Origin of the sequence: Streptomyces sp. NPDC059851 (assembly GCF_042732005.1) — a bacterium.
Taxonomy (GTDB): domain Bacteria; phylum Actinomycetota; class Actinomycetes; order Streptomycetales; family Streptomycetaceae; genus Streptomyces.
Genome location: NZ_JBHWJJ010000159.1, coordinates 1 through 17,588, shown reverse-complemented (window position 1 = coordinate 17,588; position 17,588 = coordinate 1). Strand labels below are relative to the sequence as shown.

Annotated in this window: 16 protein-coding genes; 12 read left to right on the top strand and 4 right to left on the bottom strand. The window is 73.0% G+C overall.

The features are described 5' to 3' along the window. The first annotated feature begins 357 nt into the window (after positions 1 to 357). On the top strand, positions 358 to 1,872 hold the full coding sequence (locus ACFV7Q_RS34040) for a hypothetical protein (protein WP_385434624.1): 1,515 nt from the start codon (positions 358 to 360) through the stop codon (positions 1,870 to 1,872). Here ACFV7Q_RS34040 and ACFV7Q_RS34035 read toward each other — a convergent pair. Together ACFV7Q_RS34035 and ACFV7Q_RS34030 are read right to left on the bottom strand one after the other, a co-directional pair. Then, entirely contained in the window at positions 1,839 to 2,627 is a 789-nt protein-coding gene (locus ACFV7Q_RS34035) for an ABC transporter ATP-binding protein (protein ID WP_385434622.1), read from the bottom strand. The genes ACFV7Q_RS34040 and ACFV7Q_RS34035 overlap by 34 nt on opposite strands. Next, positions 2,624 to 3,721: an ABC transporter permease gene (locus tag ACFV7Q_RS34030; RefSeq protein ID WP_385434620.1), complete on the bottom strand. Its 1,098-nt coding sequence runs from the start codon at positions 3,719 to 3,721 to the stop codon at positions 2,624 to 2,626. The genes ACFV7Q_RS34035 and ACFV7Q_RS34030 overlap by 4 nt, the downstream gene beginning before the upstream one ends. Positions 3,722 to 3,855: 134 nt before the next feature. Between ACFV7Q_RS34030 and ACFV7Q_RS34025 the strand changes: the two genes are divergently transcribed. Further along, positions 3,856 to 5,172, top strand: coding sequence for a sensor histidine kinase (locus ACFV7Q_RS34025; RefSeq protein ID WP_385434618.1), 1,317 nt, complete (start codon positions 3,856 to 3,858; stop codon positions 5,170 to 5,172). Further along, the gene (locus ACFV7Q_RS34020; protein WP_385434616.1) at positions 5,172 to 5,801 is read left to right on the top strand and encodes a response regulator; all 630 of its coding nucleotides are present in this window, start codon (positions 5,172 to 5,174) and stop codon (positions 5,799 to 5,801) included. Before ACFV7Q_RS34025 ends, ACFV7Q_RS34020 begins: the two co-directional genes overlap by 1 nt. A gap of 25 nt (positions 5,802 to 5,826) precedes the next feature. On the opposite strand, the gene ACFV7Q_RS34015 is transcribed toward ACFV7Q_RS34020, so the two are convergent. After that, complete coding sequence (locus ACFV7Q_RS34015; RefSeq protein WP_385434614.1) at positions 5,827 to 7,314, bottom strand: PLP-dependent aminotransferase family protein; 1,488 nt, start codon at positions 7,312 to 7,314, stop codon at positions 5,827 to 5,829. Between the two features lie 88 nt (positions 7,315 to 7,402). On the opposite strand from ACFV7Q_RS34015, the gene ACFV7Q_RS34010 reads away from it, so the two are divergent. From ACFV7Q_RS34010 to aceB, 3 genes are all read left to right on the top strand, one after another. Next, positions 7,403 to 7,756 (top strand): hypothetical protein, encoded by a 354-nt coding sequence (locus tag ACFV7Q_RS34010; protein WP_385434612.1) that lies wholly within the window; start codon positions 7,403 to 7,405, stop codon positions 7,754 to 7,756. Further along, the gene (locus ACFV7Q_RS34005) at positions 7,753 to 8,334 is read left to right on the top strand and encodes an NTP transferase domain-containing protein (protein ID WP_385434610.1); all 582 of its coding nucleotides are present in this window, start codon (positions 7,753 to 7,755) and stop codon (positions 8,332 to 8,334) included. Before ACFV7Q_RS34010 ends, ACFV7Q_RS34005 begins: the two co-directional genes overlap by 4 nt. Positions 8,335 to 8,606: 272 nt before the next feature. Then, positions 8,607 to 10,226, top strand: a complete 1,620-nt coding sequence (gene aceB, locus ACFV7Q_RS34000; protein ID WP_385434608.1) for a malate synthase A — start codon at positions 8,607 to 8,609, stop codon at positions 10,224 to 10,226. 166 nt (positions 10,227 to 10,392) lie between these two features. Here aceB and ACFV7Q_RS33995 read toward each other — a convergent pair whose 3' ends face one another. After that, entirely contained in the window at positions 10,393 to 10,761 is a 369-nt protein-coding gene (locus ACFV7Q_RS33995; RefSeq protein WP_385434606.1) for a hypothetical protein, read from the bottom strand. 1,295 nt (positions 10,762 to 12,056) lie between these two features. Here ACFV7Q_RS33995 and ACFV7Q_RS33990 point away from each other — a divergent pair. The 6 genes from ACFV7Q_RS33990 to ACFV7Q_RS33965 all read left to right on the top strand — a co-directional run bounded on the left by ACFV7Q_RS33990 (position 12,057) and on the right by ACFV7Q_RS33965 (position 16,793). Further along, a complete protein-coding gene (locus ACFV7Q_RS33990; RefSeq protein ID WP_385434603.1) occupies positions 12,057 to 13,247 on the top strand; it encodes a GDSL-type esterase/lipase family protein in 1,191 nt (396 codons plus the stop codon). A 52-nt stretch (positions 13,248 to 13,299) separates the two neighbouring features. Continuing rightward, entirely contained in the window at positions 13,300 to 13,962 is a 663-nt protein-coding gene (locus tag ACFV7Q_RS33985) for a 3'-5' exoribonuclease domain-containing protein (RefSeq protein WP_385434601.1), read from the top strand. 65 nt (positions 13,963 to 14,027) lie between these two features. Next, the gene (locus ACFV7Q_RS33980) at positions 14,028 to 14,648 is read left to right on the top strand and encodes a hypothetical protein (protein WP_385434599.1); all 621 of its coding nucleotides are present in this window, start codon (positions 14,028 to 14,030) and stop codon (positions 14,646 to 14,648) included. Positions 14,649 to 15,055: 407 nt separating this feature from the next. Further along, a complete protein-coding gene (locus ACFV7Q_RS33975) occupies positions 15,056 to 15,547 on the top strand; it encodes an SCP2 sterol-binding domain-containing protein (protein ID WP_385434597.1) in 492 nt (163 codons plus the stop codon). Then, the gene (locus ACFV7Q_RS33970; RefSeq protein ID WP_385434595.1) at positions 15,525 to 15,770 is read left to right on the top strand and encodes a hypothetical protein; all 246 of its coding nucleotides are present in this window, start codon (positions 15,525 to 15,527) and stop codon (positions 15,768 to 15,770) included. The genes ACFV7Q_RS33975 and ACFV7Q_RS33970 overlap by 23 nt, the downstream gene beginning before the upstream one ends. A gap of 39 nt (positions 15,771 to 15,809) precedes the next feature. Next, on the top strand, positions 15,810 to 16,793 hold the full coding sequence (locus ACFV7Q_RS33965; RefSeq protein ID WP_385434593.1) for a hypothetical protein: 984 nt from the start codon (positions 15,810 to 15,812) through the stop codon (positions 16,791 to 16,793). Positions 16,794 to 17,588 lie beyond the last annotated feature (795 nt).

Here is a 17,588-nt window from a genome sequence, read left to right as displayed (position 1 = left end):
GTCCGGCGGGCGGTCCGGCCGGCGGTCCCGCGGGCGGTCCGGCCGGCGGTCCCGCGGGCGGTCCCGCGGGCCAGGGGCATCCGCGCCGGCGCGGCGGCCGGCATCCAGGGCGGGAGCGGCGGGCGGCATCGAGCCGCGCCCGCGTCCCCCGGGCGGACCAGTGGGCGATCGGCCGCGGGCGGGAGCGCCCGCCGGCGTGGAGGCGGGGCGGATCCCGCAGGGGACGGCGGGCGTGGGGCCGGGCACATCCGGGGTCCGGTCGGGCCGGGGGTGGTGCTCGTGTGGCGCGGGTGGGCCGTGCGGTGCAGCGTGGTGCGCACCTGTCCGCGTCTCCCCGAGGTCCCCGAGGTCCCGCCCATGGCCCGCGACTCCCTCACGGCCCCCCTGCCGGGGTACTCCCTGCGCCCTCTGCCCGCGGACCCGGCGGCGCGCCGGCGCGACCTCGCCCGGCTGGTACCCGTCGCCGCCGCCTACGCCCTGGCCCAGTTGCTCCTCGTCGTGCCCGGCACCGGCTTCGGCTGGGACGAGACCGTGTACGTCAGCCAGGTCGCCCGAGACGCCCCCGCGGCCTTCTTCAGCGCCCCGCGCGCCCGCGGGATCACCTACCTCGTCGCGCCCGTGGCCGCCCTCACCTCCTCGGTCCTGGTGTTGAGGATCTTCCTCGCGCTGCTGTCGGCGGCCGCCCTGCTGCTCGCGCTGTGGGTGTGGCGCCGGCTGCTGCCCGTTCCCGTGCTCGCCCTCGCCGGACTGCTGTTCACCGGCCTGTGGCCCACCCTGACGTACGGGCCGCAGGCCATGCCCAACCTGTGGGTGGCCTTCGCGGCGCTGATCACCGTCGGCTGTTTCCTGCGCGCCGCCGCCGACCGCTCGGACCGCCTGGCCCTCGCCGGGACGGGTGCCGCGGTGGCGCTCGCCGCGCTGATGCGTCCCGCCGACGCCTTCTGGCTGGTCCTGCCCCTGGCCTGGGCCGCGGCGGCCGTTCCCGCCTGGCGGCGGCCCGCCCTGCCCGCCGTGCTCGTGGCGGGCGCCCTCGCCGGGTCGGCGCAGTGGCTGGCGGAGGCGCACCTGAGGTACGGCGGCGTCCTGGCCCGGCTGCACCGGGCGGACGAGATCCAAGGCGGTCTCGGCTGGCACCCCGCCTTCTGGGACCACCTGCGCGCCCTCGGCGGCCGAACCCTGTGCCGCCCCTGCGAGGGGCCGTGGGGTCAGCCGGTCACCGGGCTGTGGTGGCTCGCCCTGCCCCTGCTGGTCGCGGGCGGGATGGTCGCCGCGTACCGCGGCACGGATCTGCTGCGGCCGGTCCTGGTCGCCACCGCGGCCGGACTGTCCGTGGCCGCGCCCTACCTGCTGATGGTCGGGTACGCCGCCCCGCGCTTCCTGCTGCCCGCGTACGCCCTCCTCGCGCTGCCCGCCGCGCTCTGCCTGGCCCGGCTGTTGCGCGCGTCCCGCGGACACCCGTTCGCCCGCACCGCCCTCTGCTTGGCGCTGGCCGCGCACCTCGCGCTCCAGCTGCTGCTCACGGCCACGGTGGCGGCCCGCAGCCGGGACATGCGGACGGCCCTCACCGCCGTGGTGGCCGAGCTGCACCGCCAGGGCGTACGGCCGCCGTGCGTCGTCAGCGGCGAGGAGGCGGTCCGGGTGGCGTTCCGCGCGGGATGCGCCTCGCGCCAGGTGTACGGCGGCCACGACGGCAGCATCAGCGCCGCGGGCCTCACCGCCCTCGCGGCCCGCACGCCCGTAGCGGTGCTGGTGGCGGACGGCGCTGCTCCGCCGCGCTGGGCCGGCGGCTGGCGGCCGCACCCGCTGCCCGCCCTCCCCGACGGGCGCCCCTGGCGCGCCTACCTCGCGCCGTCGGCACGCCCCGCAGGCTGAGCGACCGCGGAACCGGCCGTCCACCCGGCCGCGGAACCGACCGTCGAACCGGCCGTGGAACCGACGGCCGTGTCCGTGACCGCGCGGGCCTCGGTGAGGCGGCCGTCCGTCATCGTCGCCGTGCGGTCCATCCGCTCCAGGTGGGCCCGGTCGTGGGTGACCAGCACCGTCGCCGTGGAACGCTCCCGGGTGAGCGTGACCAGCAGGTCGAGGACGGCCGCGCCGCGCTCGTGGTCCAGGGCGCTGGTGGGCTCGTCGACCAGCAGCACCGCGGGCTCGTTCATGAGGGCGCGCGCGATGTTCACGCGCTGGCGCTGGCCCCCGGACAACTGGTGCGGGCGCTTGTCCGCCTTGTCGGCCATGCCGACGGCGTCCAGCAGCTCCAGCGCCCGGCGGCGCAGGACCTTCGAGGGGCGGCCGGACAGGTGCGCCATGACCTGGAGCTGTTCGGCCGCGGTGAGCGAGGCCAACAGGTTGGGCTGCTGGAAGACGATGCCGATCTTCTCGCGGCGCAGGGCCGCCTTCTCCGCCGGAGAGAGCACGGTCGTGTCCTGCCCGGCCACCTCCACCCGGCCCGAGTCGGGGGTGACCAGGGTGGCGGCGACCGCGAGCAGGCTGGACTTCCCGGACCCGGAGGGCCCGACCACGGCCGTCAGCGTGCCCGCGGCCACCTCCAGGCAGACCTCGTCGAGTGCGGTCAGCCGGCTCTCGCCGTCCGGGTAGGTGAGCGTGGCGTGGTGGACGAGGAGGGTCATCGGGCGCTCCCGAGCGCGGTCAGGGGGTCGACGGCGGTGATCCGTCGGATGGACAGGGCGGCGCCCAGCGCACCGAGCACGATCATGATCGCGGCGGGTCCCAGGACGGTCGCGGCGTCGAGGACGAAGGGCACGTCGCCGCCGCTGATCAGCGCGCCGGTGCAGGCCGCGAGCGCGGTGCCGAGCCCGGTGCCGATCGCCAGCATGACCACGGCCTGGCCGAGGGCGTCCCGCAGCAGGTAGGGGGTGGAGGCGCCCAGCGCCTTCAGGACGGCGATGTCACCGGCCCGCTGGATGGTCCACACGGTGAAGAAGGCCCCTATGACGAGGGCGGAGATGGCGAAGAGGAAGCCCCGCATCAGCTGCAGCGAGCCGTTCTCGGCCTGGTACGACCCTATGGCGCCGAGGGCCTCCTCGACGGTCTGCGCCCGGGTGCCGGCGGCCCCGTCGCCGGCGGCGAGGGCCGCACCGGACGCGTCGGGCGCGTCCAGGGCGACGACGGTCGCCGCGGTGTCGGGGGAGGCTCCGGGGTTGCCGATGCGCTGCCAGTCGTTCAGGTCCATCCAGACGACCGGGGTGTGGCTGTAGGCGGCGGTCCCGGAGACCGCGGCCACGGCCAGCTCCAGCGGGCCGATCTTCAGCCGGGAGCCGGCCGTGAGGCCCCCGAGCTCCTTCGCGGCCTTCTCCGCGAGGACCACCCGGCCCTGGCCGGGGCCTGCGGCAGCGGGTGGCGCGAGCGGGCCGGCGGGGTCCACGCCGAAGACGGATACGGCGGCGGTGCGCTCGCCGGCGGCGGCCTGGGTGGTGCGGATGCCGAGCGGCTGCGCCGACCTCACCCCGGGCTGCGTCCGCCAGGTCTGCCAGGCCTTCTCGGAGACCTGGGAGTTGGTGAACGACACCTTCTGGTCCCCGGGCGGCTCGGCGAAGGCCAGGTGGGTGGCGGGCAGGCCGGTGACGGCCGAGATGTTCTCCCGGGCCAGGCCGGAGGTGAGGCCGGACAACAGGCCTACCAGCAGGGTGATCAGCAGGACCACCGAGCCCATGAGTGCGAAGCGGCCCTTCGCGAACCGTAGATCTCTCCAAGCGACGAACATGCCCCCCACCCTGGTCTCCCGCGTGCCCGCCGGGCATCGCGCCACGGGAGCGATCCTCGTATCGAAGGACGCATCCCGACATCAAACTTTCGATTGACCGGCACCGCCCGGGACCCGCTTACGCTGGTCGGGCCATGACCGCGTCACCTTCCCGCCCCCGCACCCGCACCCACACCCGCACCTCCGGCGTCACCCCTGCCTCCCGCGTTTCCCGCGTCACTCCCGTCTCCCGCGTCCTGCGGCTGTGCCTGCACGCCTTGCTGGTGGCCCTGCTCGTGCTCGCCGCGGGGCGGGCAGTCGCCCATTCCGTTCCCTCGGCGGACGCGGTGGTCACCGTCTGCGCCGCACTCGCCGCGGTGTACGGGGCCGGCACCCGCTCCCCCGCCGTCCGCGGATCGACCGCGGCCGCGGCGCTGTGGCTCGCGGCGCTCGGCGCGGTGTGGGCGGGGCTGCTGGTGCTGTCCCCGGACGGGTTGTGGATCGCGTTCCCGCTGTACTTCCTGGAGCTGCACCTCCTGCGGCTGCGCTGGGGCGTCGCGGCCGTGGCCGTCACCGCCTGCGCGGCCATCGCCGCGTTCCTCGGCCACAGCGGCACCGTGACCCCGGGCGCCTTCCTCGGGCCGCTGCTCGGCGCCGCCGTGGCCGTCGCGACCGTCCTCGGCTACCAGGCGCTGTACCGGGAGAGCGAACGCCGCCGCGAGCTGATCGAGGAGCTCATCGCCACCCGGGCCGAGCTGGCCGCCGCCGAGCGCGACGCCGGGACCACGGCGGAGCGGGAGCGACTGGCCCGGGAGATCCACGACACCCTCGCCCAGGGGCTGTCCTCCATCCAACTGCTGCTGCGGGCCGCCGAGCGGGCGCTGCCCGAGCGCGATCCGCGCGTGGCGCCGGCGCTGGAGCACATCGGCCGGGCCCGGGAGGCCGCCCAGGACAACCTCGCCGAGGCGCGCCGGTTCGTCCGGGCGCTGACCCCGCCGGACCTGGAGCACGGCTCGCTGGCCGCCGCCCTGGAGCGGTTGTGCGCATCGGCGCCGCAGGCCCGGTTCTCGGTCAGCGGCAGGCCGCGGGAGCTGCCCACCCCGTACGAGGTGGCCCTGCTGCGGATCGCGCAATCGGCCCTGGCCAATGTGGTGCGCCACGCCGGGGCCGGGCGGGCCGAGATCACCCTCACCTTCATGGACGCGTCCGTCACGCTGGACGTCGTTGACGACGGGGGCGGCTTCGACCCGGCCAGCGCGCCCTCCGGCGAAGGCGGCTTCGGGCTGCCGGCGATGCGGGCGCGGGCCGAGACGCTGGGCGGGTTGTTCACCGTGGAGTCCGCGCCGGGCCAGGGCACCGCCGTGGCCGTCACCCTGCCGCTGCCCGCGGACGCCGCGGACGCCGGAGCCCGTGCGGACACCCCCCGCACCGCGGACACCGCTGACACCGCGGAACACCTGGAGGCCTGCTGATGACGATCCGACTGCTGCTGGCCGACGACCACCCGGTGGTGCGGGCCGGGCTGCGCGCAGTGCTGGACACGGAACCGGACTTCACGGTGGTCGCGGAGGCGGCGACCGCCGAGCGGGCGGTGGAGCTGGCCGGCACCGGGCAGGCGGACGTCGTCCTGATGGACCTCCAGTTCGGCGCGGGCATGCACGGCTCGGCGGCGACCGCGGAGATCACCGCCCGGCCCGGGGCGCCCCGGGTCCTGGTGCTGACCACGTACGACACGGACGCGGACATCCTCGCGGCGGTCGAGGCGGGCGCCTCGGGCTACCTCCTCAAGGACGCCCCGCCGGAGGAGTTGGCGGCTGCCGTGCGCACCGCCGCGGCGGGCCAGTCGGCGCTGGCCCCGGCGGTGGCGCTGCGCCTGATGGACCGGATGCGGACGCCCGCGGAGGCGCTGACGAAGCGGGAGCTGGAGGTGCTCCAGCTGGTGGCCGACGGCCTGTCGAACCAGCAGATCTCCAAGCGGCTCTTCCTCAGCCAGGCGACGGTCAAGTCCCACCTGGTGCACGTCTACGCCAAGCTCGGCGTGGACTCCCGTACCGCGGCGGTGGCCGCGGCCGCCACCCGCCGTCTCATCCGCACCCCGTAACCGCCCTCCCCCGGGCGGACTCCGGCTAGGCCACCCAGTGGGGCCGTTCCACCGACGGGGCCAGCGGTGCGCCGTCGTGGAAGGCCGCGGCAAGGCGGCGGACCCCCTCCTCCAGGCGGTCCGCCGGGAGGGTGTACGGGATCCTGATCCGGTGCTCGAAGGTGCCCGGGTCCACCCCGAAGCGGGCCCCGCGCCCGATGTGCACCCCGCCGGCGGCGGCCCGCTCCGCCAGCGCCGAACTCACCGGCGCGCCGAGGTCCACCCAGAGCGACAGCCCGCCCGGTGGAACGCGCCAGGACCACTCGGGGGTGTGCCGCCGCAGCGCCCGTACGAGGGTCTCGCGCCGGTCCCGCAGCTGCGCGAGACGGGCCGGCAGGGTCCGCTCCTCCCCCTCCAGCAGCGTCAGCGCGACCAGCTGGTCGAGTGCCGAGCCGGTCATGTCGGCCGCCACCCGCACCGCGGTCAGTTCGGCGACCAGCTTCTGCGGGGCCCGGATCCAGCCCACCCGCAGCCCGCCCCAGTGCGTCTTGCTGAGCGAGCCGATCGTCACCACGTGGTCCGCCGTGCCGCGCGGCGCCAGCGAGGCCAGCGGCGGCGGGGCGGGGACGTCGAGCGCGATGTCGGCGATGGTCTCGTCGACCACCAGCCAGGTGCCGGTCCGGCGGGTCGCCGCCAGCAGCCGCAGCCGCTGCTCGGGCGGCATCAGCGCGCCCGTCGGGTTGTGGAAGTCCGGGATGGCGTACGCCAGCCGCGGCACGGTCTGGCGCAGCGTGGATTCGGCGGTCTCCATGTCCCATCCCGCGTCGGAGACGGCGAGGGGCACGGTCCGCAGGCGGGCGTGCCGCAGGGCGTCGAGGACGTTCGCGTAGGTCGGGTTCTCCGTCACCACGCGGTCGCCGGCGTGGCACAGCAGGCCCGCGACCAGGACGAAGGCCTGCTGTGCGCCGGCGGTGACGAGTATCTGCTCGGGGCGGGTGGCCAGGCCGCGCCGGGTGAACCGGTCGGCGACGGCGCGGCGCAGCTCGGGCAGCCCGAAGGGGTGGTAGCCGGGGTCGCGGGCGAGGGCGGGCAGCCGGGTCGCCGCCCGGGAGAGGGCCTCGGCGAGGCTCTCCTGCGGGGCTCCCATGGCCGCGATGGCGAGGTCGATGCCGTCTTCCCGGTGGGTGCGGCGGCCTGCGGTCGCGTCCATCAGGTGGGCGCCGACGGGGCCGTGGCCGTCGGGCAGTTCGGTCCAGGTGCCGGAGCCGCGCCGGCTGCGGCAGTAGCCGCTCCCGCGCAGCAGGTCGTAGGCAGCGGTGACGGTGGCCCGGCTGGCTCCCAGCGCCTCGGCGAGCTCGCGTTCGGCGGGCAGGCGTACGTGCAGGGGTATGCGGCCGTCGAGGACCAGGGCGCGTACGGCTTCGGCGAGCGACCGGTAGCCGGGGCGGGCCCGCACCTCGGCGGGGAGCAGCGCCGCGAGGGCGCGGCTGCCGATCGTTCTGTCCGCCGTCCGGACCACTCGCCCGTTTGCCATGCCAACCTCCCCCGATTGGCTCTGCCTGCCAGGCCAATCACGGGTCCAGACTCGCGGCATTGGCCCCCGATCGGCAAGGAGACGCCCGATGCACGTCGTCCGCAACCCGGCCCGGAACCCGCTCGCCGCGCAGGCCGCCCCGACGGCGCCCCTCACGGACCGGGACGAGCGCGCGCTGGCGGCCGCCGTCGAGGACCGGGTCTGCGAACCGCTGCGGCTGGGCGCCGTGGTCGCCTCGCTGCGACGCACCCTGTGGCGCACCCTCGCCCGGCCGCCGCACACCACGGCCCCGGTCCAGGGGCGAGAATCGCTGCCATGCCAGCCGACTCCCCCTCGGGCTCCCTCCCCCGTCTCCCCGGGCGCCCCGCCCACTCCGACTCCCGTCCATCCGGATCCCCTCCGTCCGGATCCCTTCCGTCCGAACGGTCCTCCGGCCCGGTGATCGCCGGTCTCCTCCTGGCGGCCGGTGGCGGCCGCCGCCTCGGTGGCCGCCCCAAGGCCCTGCTCCCCTACCGGGGTCGCCCGCTCGTCGAGAACGCGGTCCGGGTGCTGCGCGAGGCGGGCTGCGGCCCGGTGCACGTGGTGCTCGGCGCCTCGGCCGCCGAGGTGCGCGAGCGGGCGGACCTCGGCGGCTGCACGGTCGTCGACAACCCGGACTGGGCGGAGGGCATGGGCTCCTCGCTGCGGGCCGGCCTCGCCTCGCTCGCCGGTACGGGGGCGGGCGCGGCCCTGGTCTCGCTGGTGGACCAGCCGGGGATCGGGGCGGCGGCCGTGGCCCGGGTCCTCGCGGCGTACCGGTCCCCGGCGAGCCTCGTGGCGGCGGCGTACGGCGGGGAGCGCGGGCACCCGGTGCTCTTCGGGGCGGACCGCTGGGCGGACATCGCGGCCACGGCGACGGGTGACAAGGGCGCCCGAGTGCACCTGACGCGGCACGCGGACGAGCTCACGCTGGTGGAGTGCGGGGACGTCGCCGAGGCGTTCGACATCGACACCCCGCCCGACCTCGCACGACTCGACTGAGCGCGGGCAGGGCCGCCTTGAGCGGGCTGTGACCGGGGTGGCACTGAGGGCCACGCCCGCTGGGAGTGTGTCGACTCGGAGAATCTCGACATCAACAAACCATTGAACTTCCACCATAAGGAAATTACTATCCACTGGTCAGAAGCGCCCTGAACCCCAGACGGCGCCCGCGACCGTATCCCGGAACTCTCCACCCCCGACGGCACTGCGTGCCGTCCCACGCGAGCATTCCCCCGCGGCCGCCAGGCACCGCCGCTGAAGGAGTGACAGATATGTCCGCACCAGCGCCGTCATCGCCGGCCATCGTCGACGCCGCTCCCCTGCCCCGCCAGGACGAGGTCCTGACCGGGGCGGCCCTCGCCTTCGTGGCCGAGCTCCACCGGCGGTTCACCCCCCGCCGGGACGAGCTCCTCGCGCGCCGCGCCGAGCGCCGAGCCGAGATCGCCCGCACCTCCCACCTCGATTTCCTCCCGGACACCGCACAGGTCCGTGAGGGCGAGTGGCAGGTCGCCCCGGCCCCGGCCGCCCTGAACGACCGCCGTGTGGAGATCACCGGTCCCACCGACCGCAAGATGACCATCAACGCCCTCAACTCGGGCGCCCGGGTCTGGCTCGCCGACTTCGAGGACGCCTCGGCCCCCACCTGGGAGAACGTCGTCCTCGGCCAGCTGAACCTGATCGACGCCTACGAGCGCCGCATCGACTTCACCGATCCGCGGACGGGCAAGGCGTACGCCCTGAGGCCCGCCGAGGAGCTCGCGACCGTCGTGATGCGGCCGCGCGGCTGGCACCTGGAGGAGCGCCACGTCACGGTCGACGGCCGGCCGGTGCCGGGCGCCCTGGTGGACTTCGGCCTGTACTTCTTCCACAACGCGCAGCGTCTGATCGACTTGGGCAAGGGCCCGTACTTCTACCTGCCGAAGACGGAGTCCCACCTGGAGGCGCGCCTCTGGAACGAGATCTTCGTCTTCGCGCAGGACTACGTCGGCGTCCCGCAGGGGACGGTCCGCGCGACGGTCCTGATCGAGACCATCACGGCCGCGTACGAGATGGAAGAGATCCTCTACGAACTGCGCGACCACGCCGCCGGTCTGAACGCGGGCCGCTGGGACTACCTGTTCTCCATCGTGAAGAACTTCCGTGACGGCGGCGAGAAGTTCGTCCTGCCGGACCGCAACGCGGTCACGATGACCGCCCCGTTCATGCGCGCGTACACCGAACTGCTCGTCCGCACCTGCCACAAGCGCGGCGCGCACGCCATCGGCGGCATGGCGGCCTTCATCCCGTCCCGCAAGGACGCCGAGGCCAACCGCATCGCGTTCGAGAAGGTCAAGGCCGACAAGGACCGCGAGGCGAACGACGGCTTCGACGGCTCCTGGGTCGCCCACCCCGACCTGGTCCCCATCGCCATGGCCTCCTTCGACGCCGTCCTCGGCGACAGGCCGAACCAGAAGGACCGCCTCCGCGAGGACGTCTCGGTGGCCCCCGGCGAGCTCATCGCCATCGACTCGCTGGACGCCAAGCCCACGTACGAGGGCCTGCTGGGCGCCGTCCAGGTCGGCATCCGCTACATCGAGGCCTGGCTGCGCGGCCTGGGCGCGGTCGGCATCTTCGGCCTGATGGAGGACGCGGCCACGGCCGAGATCTCCCGCTCGCAGGTCTGGCAGTGGATCAACGCCGGCGTCGTCTTCGAGAACGGCGAGCGCGCCACCGCCGAGCTCACCCGCAGGATCGCCGCCGAGGAACTGGCCGCCATCCGCGCCGAGGTGGGCGACGAGGCCTTCGCGGCCGGCAAGTGGCAGGAGGCCCACGACCTCTTCCTCCAGGTGTCCCTGGACGCCGACTACGCGGACTTCCTCACCCTCCCGGCATACGAACGCCTGGTCGGCTGACCGCACACCGGCAGCACCGGGAACCGGCCCCGGCCCGCAAGGGCCCGGGGCCGCTTGCGTCCAGCCGGTGCACCGCCCGCTTCCACCGGTCAACCGCCGGGTGGTGGCGGGCAGTCCCGCGCCGGGTCCTCCACCGGGACGAGCCGGACCCGGCCGACGGGCTCCTTCAGCGGTGCGTCCGTCCCGGTTTTCCACAGCAGCGCCGTCTCGTCGGCGACGCCGAAGAACAGGTACGGCCGGCCGGGATCCAGCAGGCCTCCCGCGGCATGAGCACCGCCAGGGGAACGGTCGGCTGGACGCACATCCACTCGGGGTCCGCCCCGAAGTGGGAGGGCGCGGCGCGACGTTGCTCGGTCGCCTGTTGCGTGCGGGCTACGGCCCGCGCGGCGTTGTCGAGGGCGAGGCCCGCGAGCGGGGCGACGACCCCCACGTGGAGGAGGACGTACACCGCCACGTTGAGGTGCTCGCCGGGCCTGGTGAAGGGGAAGTGGACGTGCTTGGCGATCCCCCGCAGCGCCGGCTGCAACAGGCCCACGCCGAGGTAGGAGGCCAGCTTCGTCCCGGCCGCGACCTGCCGCGGCCGGGGACGTCCAGCCCGTCCGGAGTGAGGTCGAGGCCGTCCGCGCACAGCCCGTGGAGGACGGAACCGGAGGCGACGACCAGGCCGGTCACCAGGGTCACCGCGAGCGGGACGGTGGCCGTCAGCCACTCGGTCCGCGTGGTCCATTGACGCATCAGCAGCCAGATGCCGACCACGGTCACCGTGACCGCGGCGGTGACCAGCATCTGCAACGGCGTCCACGGGGACCCCCGGTACCCCGTGGACCAGGCAGAGGAAGACCGCGGCGGCGACGAGCCCGCCGACCAGCCCGCGCAGGTGCGCCGCCCCCTCGGCCCGCCGCCGGAACACGGCTCCCGCGCCGGCGGTGCGCGCAGCAGCAGCCCGCCGTGCCGCGGTGCCCGGGGCCGCACACACCAGCGCGCCGACGAGACAGCCGCAGCCGCAGCCGATCAACAGGAACGGCCGGCGCAGCGGGCCCTGCGCCTGCCGGAAGCAGCCCACGGTGAACGCCGTCCCGAGCAGCCAGCCGAACGTCCGAGCCAGCCGCCGCGCCTCGGAGGCGTGCCGAATGCGAGGGATCCCGTGTCGTAGCGACCCCAGCGTTCCAGGGCCCGCGCGCGCCGTGGACCCGGCCGGTGGGCGGTGGTGTGGGAGCGGTGCTCCTCCACTTGCTCCCGGGTCGGCGTCCACCAGCTCGGTGCGGCGTGCGTACGTTTCGAGCACGGCCGTCTTCGCGAGCTGACTGATCCGCCAGCCCGCCGCCCGCTCGGTACGGCGGTTGCGTGCGCCGAAGAAACCGGACCTCGACGCAGAACAGGCGTGCTCCGGAACCGGCGGCGAGGACTCCGGCGGACGGTCCCCCGCCCCGGCCGAACTAGGCCACGACGGGCCGTCCCCGCATCCCGAACTCCGCTCTGGCCTGCTCGAAGTCCTCTGCCTGGCCAAGCACTTCGACCAGGGTGAGCACCCGTTGGTCGTACCGCCTCCGCACCGCCCCCACTCCCCGTGTCTCCTGTTCCGGTCGGGTGACCGTACCGGGCGCGGCGGGGCGGCGCGCGGGGAATGACGGGCCGGGCGAACCGGAACTCGGGCGGCCGAACGACCGGTCGGTCGTTACTTCATCGTAATCTGCGGCTACCTAGCGGTAACAAGGCGGGGCGTGTCACCTTTCCCGTGCCACCGGCCGGCGGTGTCCCCCACTTCCCCAGCCATGCCCCGGAGTTCTCTCCCGCTCCGGCTCCGGCATGGCCTACCGCAGGAGTTCCGTCGTGACCGGATTCCGCTATGCCAGCAAGGACAGGACACGCCGTCGGGTGCGACGACTGGCCGGGGCCGGGCTGGCCCTGCCGCTCGCCGCCGGTGCACTGGTCGCCGTCCCGGCCGGGACCGCGGCCGCCGCCCCCGGGACCGGGCCCACCGCCGTGGTGGCCATGGGCGACAGCTACATCTCCGGCGAGGCCGGGCGCTGGAAGGGCAACAGCCTCACCAACTCGGGCAACCGGACCGGCACCGACCGGGCCTGGGTCAGCGGCAGCGTCTACGACCCGTCGAAGGTGTACGGCGCCACCGCGGGCGGATGCCACCGCTCCGACTCCGCCGAGGTCAAGAGCGCCGGGGCGATCGCCGACGTGGCCGTCAACCTGGCCTGTTCGGGTGCCACCTCCCAGAACGTCTTCCGCTCCGTCAACGGCGGCGTCCCCTTCAGGGGCGAGGCCCCGCAGGCCGACCAGCTCGCCGCCGTCGCCGCGAGCCACGACGTCAAGGTCATCGCCCTGTCCATCGGCGGCAACGACCTGGGCTTCGCCGACATCATCAAGGAGTGCGCGTACGACTTCATCATCTGGAACTCGTACTGCTACGACGACCAGCAGTACGGCGTCGACCAGAAGATCGACGGCGTCATGGCGAACGTCGGCAAGTCAGTGGACGAGATCCGCGCCGTGATGCGCGCCGCCGGCTACGGCGACTCCGCGTACCGGATCGTGCTGCAGTCCTACCCGTCGCCGATCCCGCGCGGGGCCGAGAACCGGTACACCCAGAGCGACTGGAGCCGCCTGAACACCGGCGGCTGCCCGTTCTGGAACCGGGACTCCGACTGGGCGCGGGATTCCCTCGTCCCGCAGATCGCGAACCGCCTCAAGGCGGTCGCAGCGGAGAAGGGCGTGCAGTTCCTCGACCTGCGGGACATGATGCAGGGCCGCGAGGTGTGCGCCAAGGCCAGCAAGCAGGTCACCACCACCACGCCGGCGTCGGCGAAGACGAGCGAGTGGGCGCGCTGGATCGACAGCAGCGAGACGCAGGGCCTGATCCAGGAGTCCATGCACCCCAACCACTTCGGTCACCTGGCGCTGGGCCGCTGCCTGGCGCTGGCCGTGGGCCAGGGCGCCGCCTCCAGCATCGGCTGCAAGAACACCGCCGGCGCGGACCAGACCGGCATGTACCTCACCCCGGTCCCGTAGGGCCGAGGAAATCCAGATGATCGTCCGCGGTACGGGCTGGCATGCTCGGCGCATGGCAGCCCGTACCGCACGTCCCAGCATTTACATCTCCGTCGACATCGAGGCCGACGGCCCGATCCCCGGCCCCTACTCCATGATCAGCTTCGGTGCCGCCGTCGCCGGGCGGCAGGACGGCGCCACGTACACGGCCGCCGACCCCGAACAGCAGACCTTCTACCGCGAACTGCGCCCGATCAGCGACCAGTACGACCCCGAGGCCCTCGCCGTCAGCGGGCTGGACCGGAACAGGCTGCTGCGCGAGGGCACCGACCCGGGCACGGCCATGGCCGAGTTCCGGACCTGGGTGCGCAAGGTGGCCGAGGCTGCCGGGGCGCAGCCGGTGATGTGCGGCTACCCCGCCTCCTTCGACTGGACCTTCCTGTACTGGTACCTGATGCGGTTCGGCGGTGACAGCCCCTTCGGACACTCCGGCTGTCTCGACATGAAGACCCTGTACGCGGCGAAGGCGCGGGTCCCGCTGCGTGCCGCCGTCAAGGGCCGGATGCCGGCCGAGCTCCGCTCCCGCCGCCGCCACACCCACCACGCCCTCGACGACGCCGTCGAACAGGCCGAGCTGATGAGCAACCTGATGCTGTGGCAGGGCCCGGTGCCGGCCGGTACCGGTGCTGGTACCCACACCGGTGGAGACGTCGGCGCTGCCGGGGACGCCCAGTAGTCTCACGACTCCGCGCGGGCGCTGAACACGGGGCGCGACGGGCGCCTTACACGACCGGGGGGAACATGGCCGGGATCGCAGGAACAGGTACGACCGATGCCGCGGGCCGCCCGGCCTGCCCCGACGCGGACACGGTGGCGCAGGCCCGTCGCCTGCTGGCGGAGGGGCAGGGCCCCGTCGGCGTGTTCGCCGGACTGGCGCTGCGCAGTGGCGACCGGCCCGCCGCGGTGTGGGCCGTCTGCCGGGCGCTCGGTGTACCGGACGCGCGGGTACGGGAACGGCTCGGCCGGGTGGCCGAGGCGCTCTTCGCCGAGTACGGGCCGGACGAGGAGGAGTCGGTCGGCGAACTGCTGGAGCTGCTCGGGGTGTTCGACGTGCCCCGGACGCTGGACGGGCACGAGCAGGAGGTGCTGGGGCTGCTGAAGACTGCGGGGGCGGCCTTGGGCGGGATCAGCAGCGGGGTCGCGCACGGCCTGTCCCGGCGCTTCGTCAAGGGCGAGCTCACCGCGGCGTTCCTGCTGCTCGCCCGGCAGCCCGTCCGGCAACCCCGGGGCAACGCCGCCACGTTCTGGGGGACATTGGCCGCTGCGGGCGCGCTCCTGCCCCCGCCCGCTGACCCCGGGACGGCGGCGCAGGTCGCGCAGGTCCTGGCCGAGTGCCGCCGGCACACGGCCGAGGCCCACTGACCGCGCGCCGCCCGGCCGAAGACTGCGCGGCGGGAGCCGATCCGGCCGGGGCTGGGGCCACGCGGTACCGCGGTCCCGTCGGGGGTCCACCGGGGGACACGAGCAGCGGGCCGCGCCCGCTTGCGCCCGCAACGTCAGCCGGGCGGCAGGAAGTCCAGCACCGAGCTGAGGTCGGCGTGGCCAGCTGCTCGTGAATGGTTCCTCGACGGCTAACGTCGCTCAAGCCGCCAAACGTGCCTTTGGCGATGGGCCAGGCGTCTCGCGGGGCAGGGCCCCAGCCATTCAACCTCAGAAGTCCCTGACTGGCGAGACGAGCCGGACTCGGATGCAATGGAATGTGCGTTGCCGCCGGGTGTGACCATCAGACTCCGCTACCCCGTACCTTCGTTGGTGATAGGGAGGACGGCATGGCCCAGGACAATCTCGTACCTGCGTCTACACCTGTTCGGTTCCAGGGCCACGACTTCCTGCTGGCCTGTGGTGTTCCCTGGACCACGCTGGCCGCCGAGGACGAGATGGACCTTGACCGGTCGTTTCAGCGACTGGGCCGGCTAGTCGATGACTCTCCGCACCACGCTCGGGTCCACTTCGGGATCACGAGTGGCGCTGAAGTCCGTTCCTGGTCTTTGGAAATCGGACCGGAGGGCGCCAAGGTCATTCCCGGATTCGTGCACGGTCCCGATCTCGAGCTCCTGCTGGGGGAGGAGACCTGGCGGCGTATCACCCGGGGCGAGCTGGCCCCGCTGGACGCATTTGGGCAGGGGAAGATGCGAGTGATCGGCGACCTGCGCGTCGCGCGGTACCTGGCCGAACGGCTGACCGCCCGGGAGAGCCAGCAGGAAGGGAATGAGGGCCATGGCTCTGACGACCGGAAGCGTGACAAACCTGATAGCGAGTGACGGTCAGGCTTTCACCGATATCACAGAAACGACGACCGGCACGGTAAAGCGTTTCGTGTTGTGGGGCTTCAGGGAAGACGAAGTATCGGCTTTTGACAGCATCCACTACAGCATGTGGGTCTCTCAACTCCGGGCTGCCATGCTGAAGGGCCTTCAGGCCACCATCAGTCATCCGGTTGGCAGGAGGAGCGTCCAATCGGTCGAGCTGACGGCAGGGCCGTGACCCCCGACCATCCACCCAACCTGGCGAGGAGGGATCTCGGTGAGTGAGTGGGAAGTCGATCAGGCCATGGTCTCACGAGCACGCCAGGTAAAGCAGGCGACGGCCGATCGCCTTCGCTCATACCCGAACGTGACCGGAATCGGCGTCGGACTGAAAGAAACCGGGGGCCGGCCTACAGGCCAGATAGCCGTCATTGTTTACGTTCGCCGCAAGATCCCTGATACCCAGCTGCGCACCGAGGACAGACTTCCCGCCGAGATCGAGGGGATCCCAGTTGACGTCATTGAAGCCGAGTTCATGTCCTTGGACGCGCAAGACCACCACAAAAGACATGATCCCCTAGTCGGCGGGATCAGCATCGGCCACAGACCGCCTGGCGAGTCAGAGCCCAGAAACGCCGGAACTCTCGGCGGAGCCTTCTTCGATAACGCTAATGGCGAAGACATGATCCTCAGCAACTGGCACGTACTCTGCCGACGCACGACATGCCAAGCCGATGATCTAGCCACCCAGCCCGGGGACGAGGACAAACAAACGGTTACATCCGGAGATGTGGTGGCCCGACTACACCGAACGGCATTCACCGACCGGGTGGATGCCGCTGTTGCTCGCCTGACAGGAGCTCGATTCCTCTTGCCCGAGCTGCTCGGGCTGGCGCCGATCTCTGGCCTTGGGTTCCCGGTTATTGGGTCAACCGTGAGAAAATCGGGTCGCAGCACCGGGGTAACGAGCGGGCTTGTAACCGCGATCGACGCAGATGTCACTGTCGAGATAACAGACGTTGGACACTTCTCCTTCCTTGACCAGATTGCTGTGGGAGGCCTCGGCATTGGGGACCGTGGCGACTCAGGCAGCTTGGTCGTGGATGAGTCTAACCGCATCATCGGGCTTGTCTTTGCTGGCGCCGACAGCCATATCATATGTAACCAGATCGCGTTTGTGCTGGCCGCACTTGACATTAACCTGGAACGCGGCGTTCGAATGCATGACTTCGTCGCCATCACCGCCGCACTGCTGCACTGAATCCTTGAGATTCAAAGGACGTGCGCCTGGTGATTTCCATCGAATCGTGGGCTTCCTGAAGGGTTCCAGGAGGTCTAACGGGGCCACCGGGAGAGGACATGAGGATCATGCCGACTACGACCGGAAACGTGAGATGTCTGCTGGTGGGCGAAGATTACGCCTTTACTCGAATCAGGCGATTGGATGGCCGTGACGAGGTTTTCGTGCTGTGGTTTCCAGGCCTGGACGACGCCTCGGCCTTCACTCGAATCCGTCAAAGCATTTGGGTTTCTCAACTTAGAGACGCCATAGTCGGCAATACCCAGTTGGTTATTTCCTCTCCAGACGGGAGTGCACTGGTCCAATCGATCGAACTGAGAGCGACGCCGTAGTCCCGGCCGTCGCGAGCCCGAACATCAGCTCCCGGAGCGGGAGGTGGCTAAAAGGAACGTCTACGCCGTCGAAAGAAGTCCGCCTCCAGCTCCTCCGTCGCGTTCGTCACGAGTGCCCAGGGGCATGCGCGCCCCGACCCGGCGGAGCAGCGCCACCACCGCCTCGTCGGCCCGGAACGCGGCCTCGGCGAACGCGGTGCCCACTCGCCGGCGGCCGGCTCCGGCACGCACTCCCTGTGCGGTACGCGGCGCCGAGATCGGCGCCGCGCAGCAGACGCCGTACCGGGTGGGACTGACGCGCAGGCGCACGGCGGTGGGGGGCCCCCCCCCCCCCCGGGGGGGGGGGGGGCCCCCCGGGCGGGCCGGGGGGGGGGCGGGGGGGCGTGGCGGGGCGCCGGGGCGCGCCCCCCCCGGCCGCCGGCGG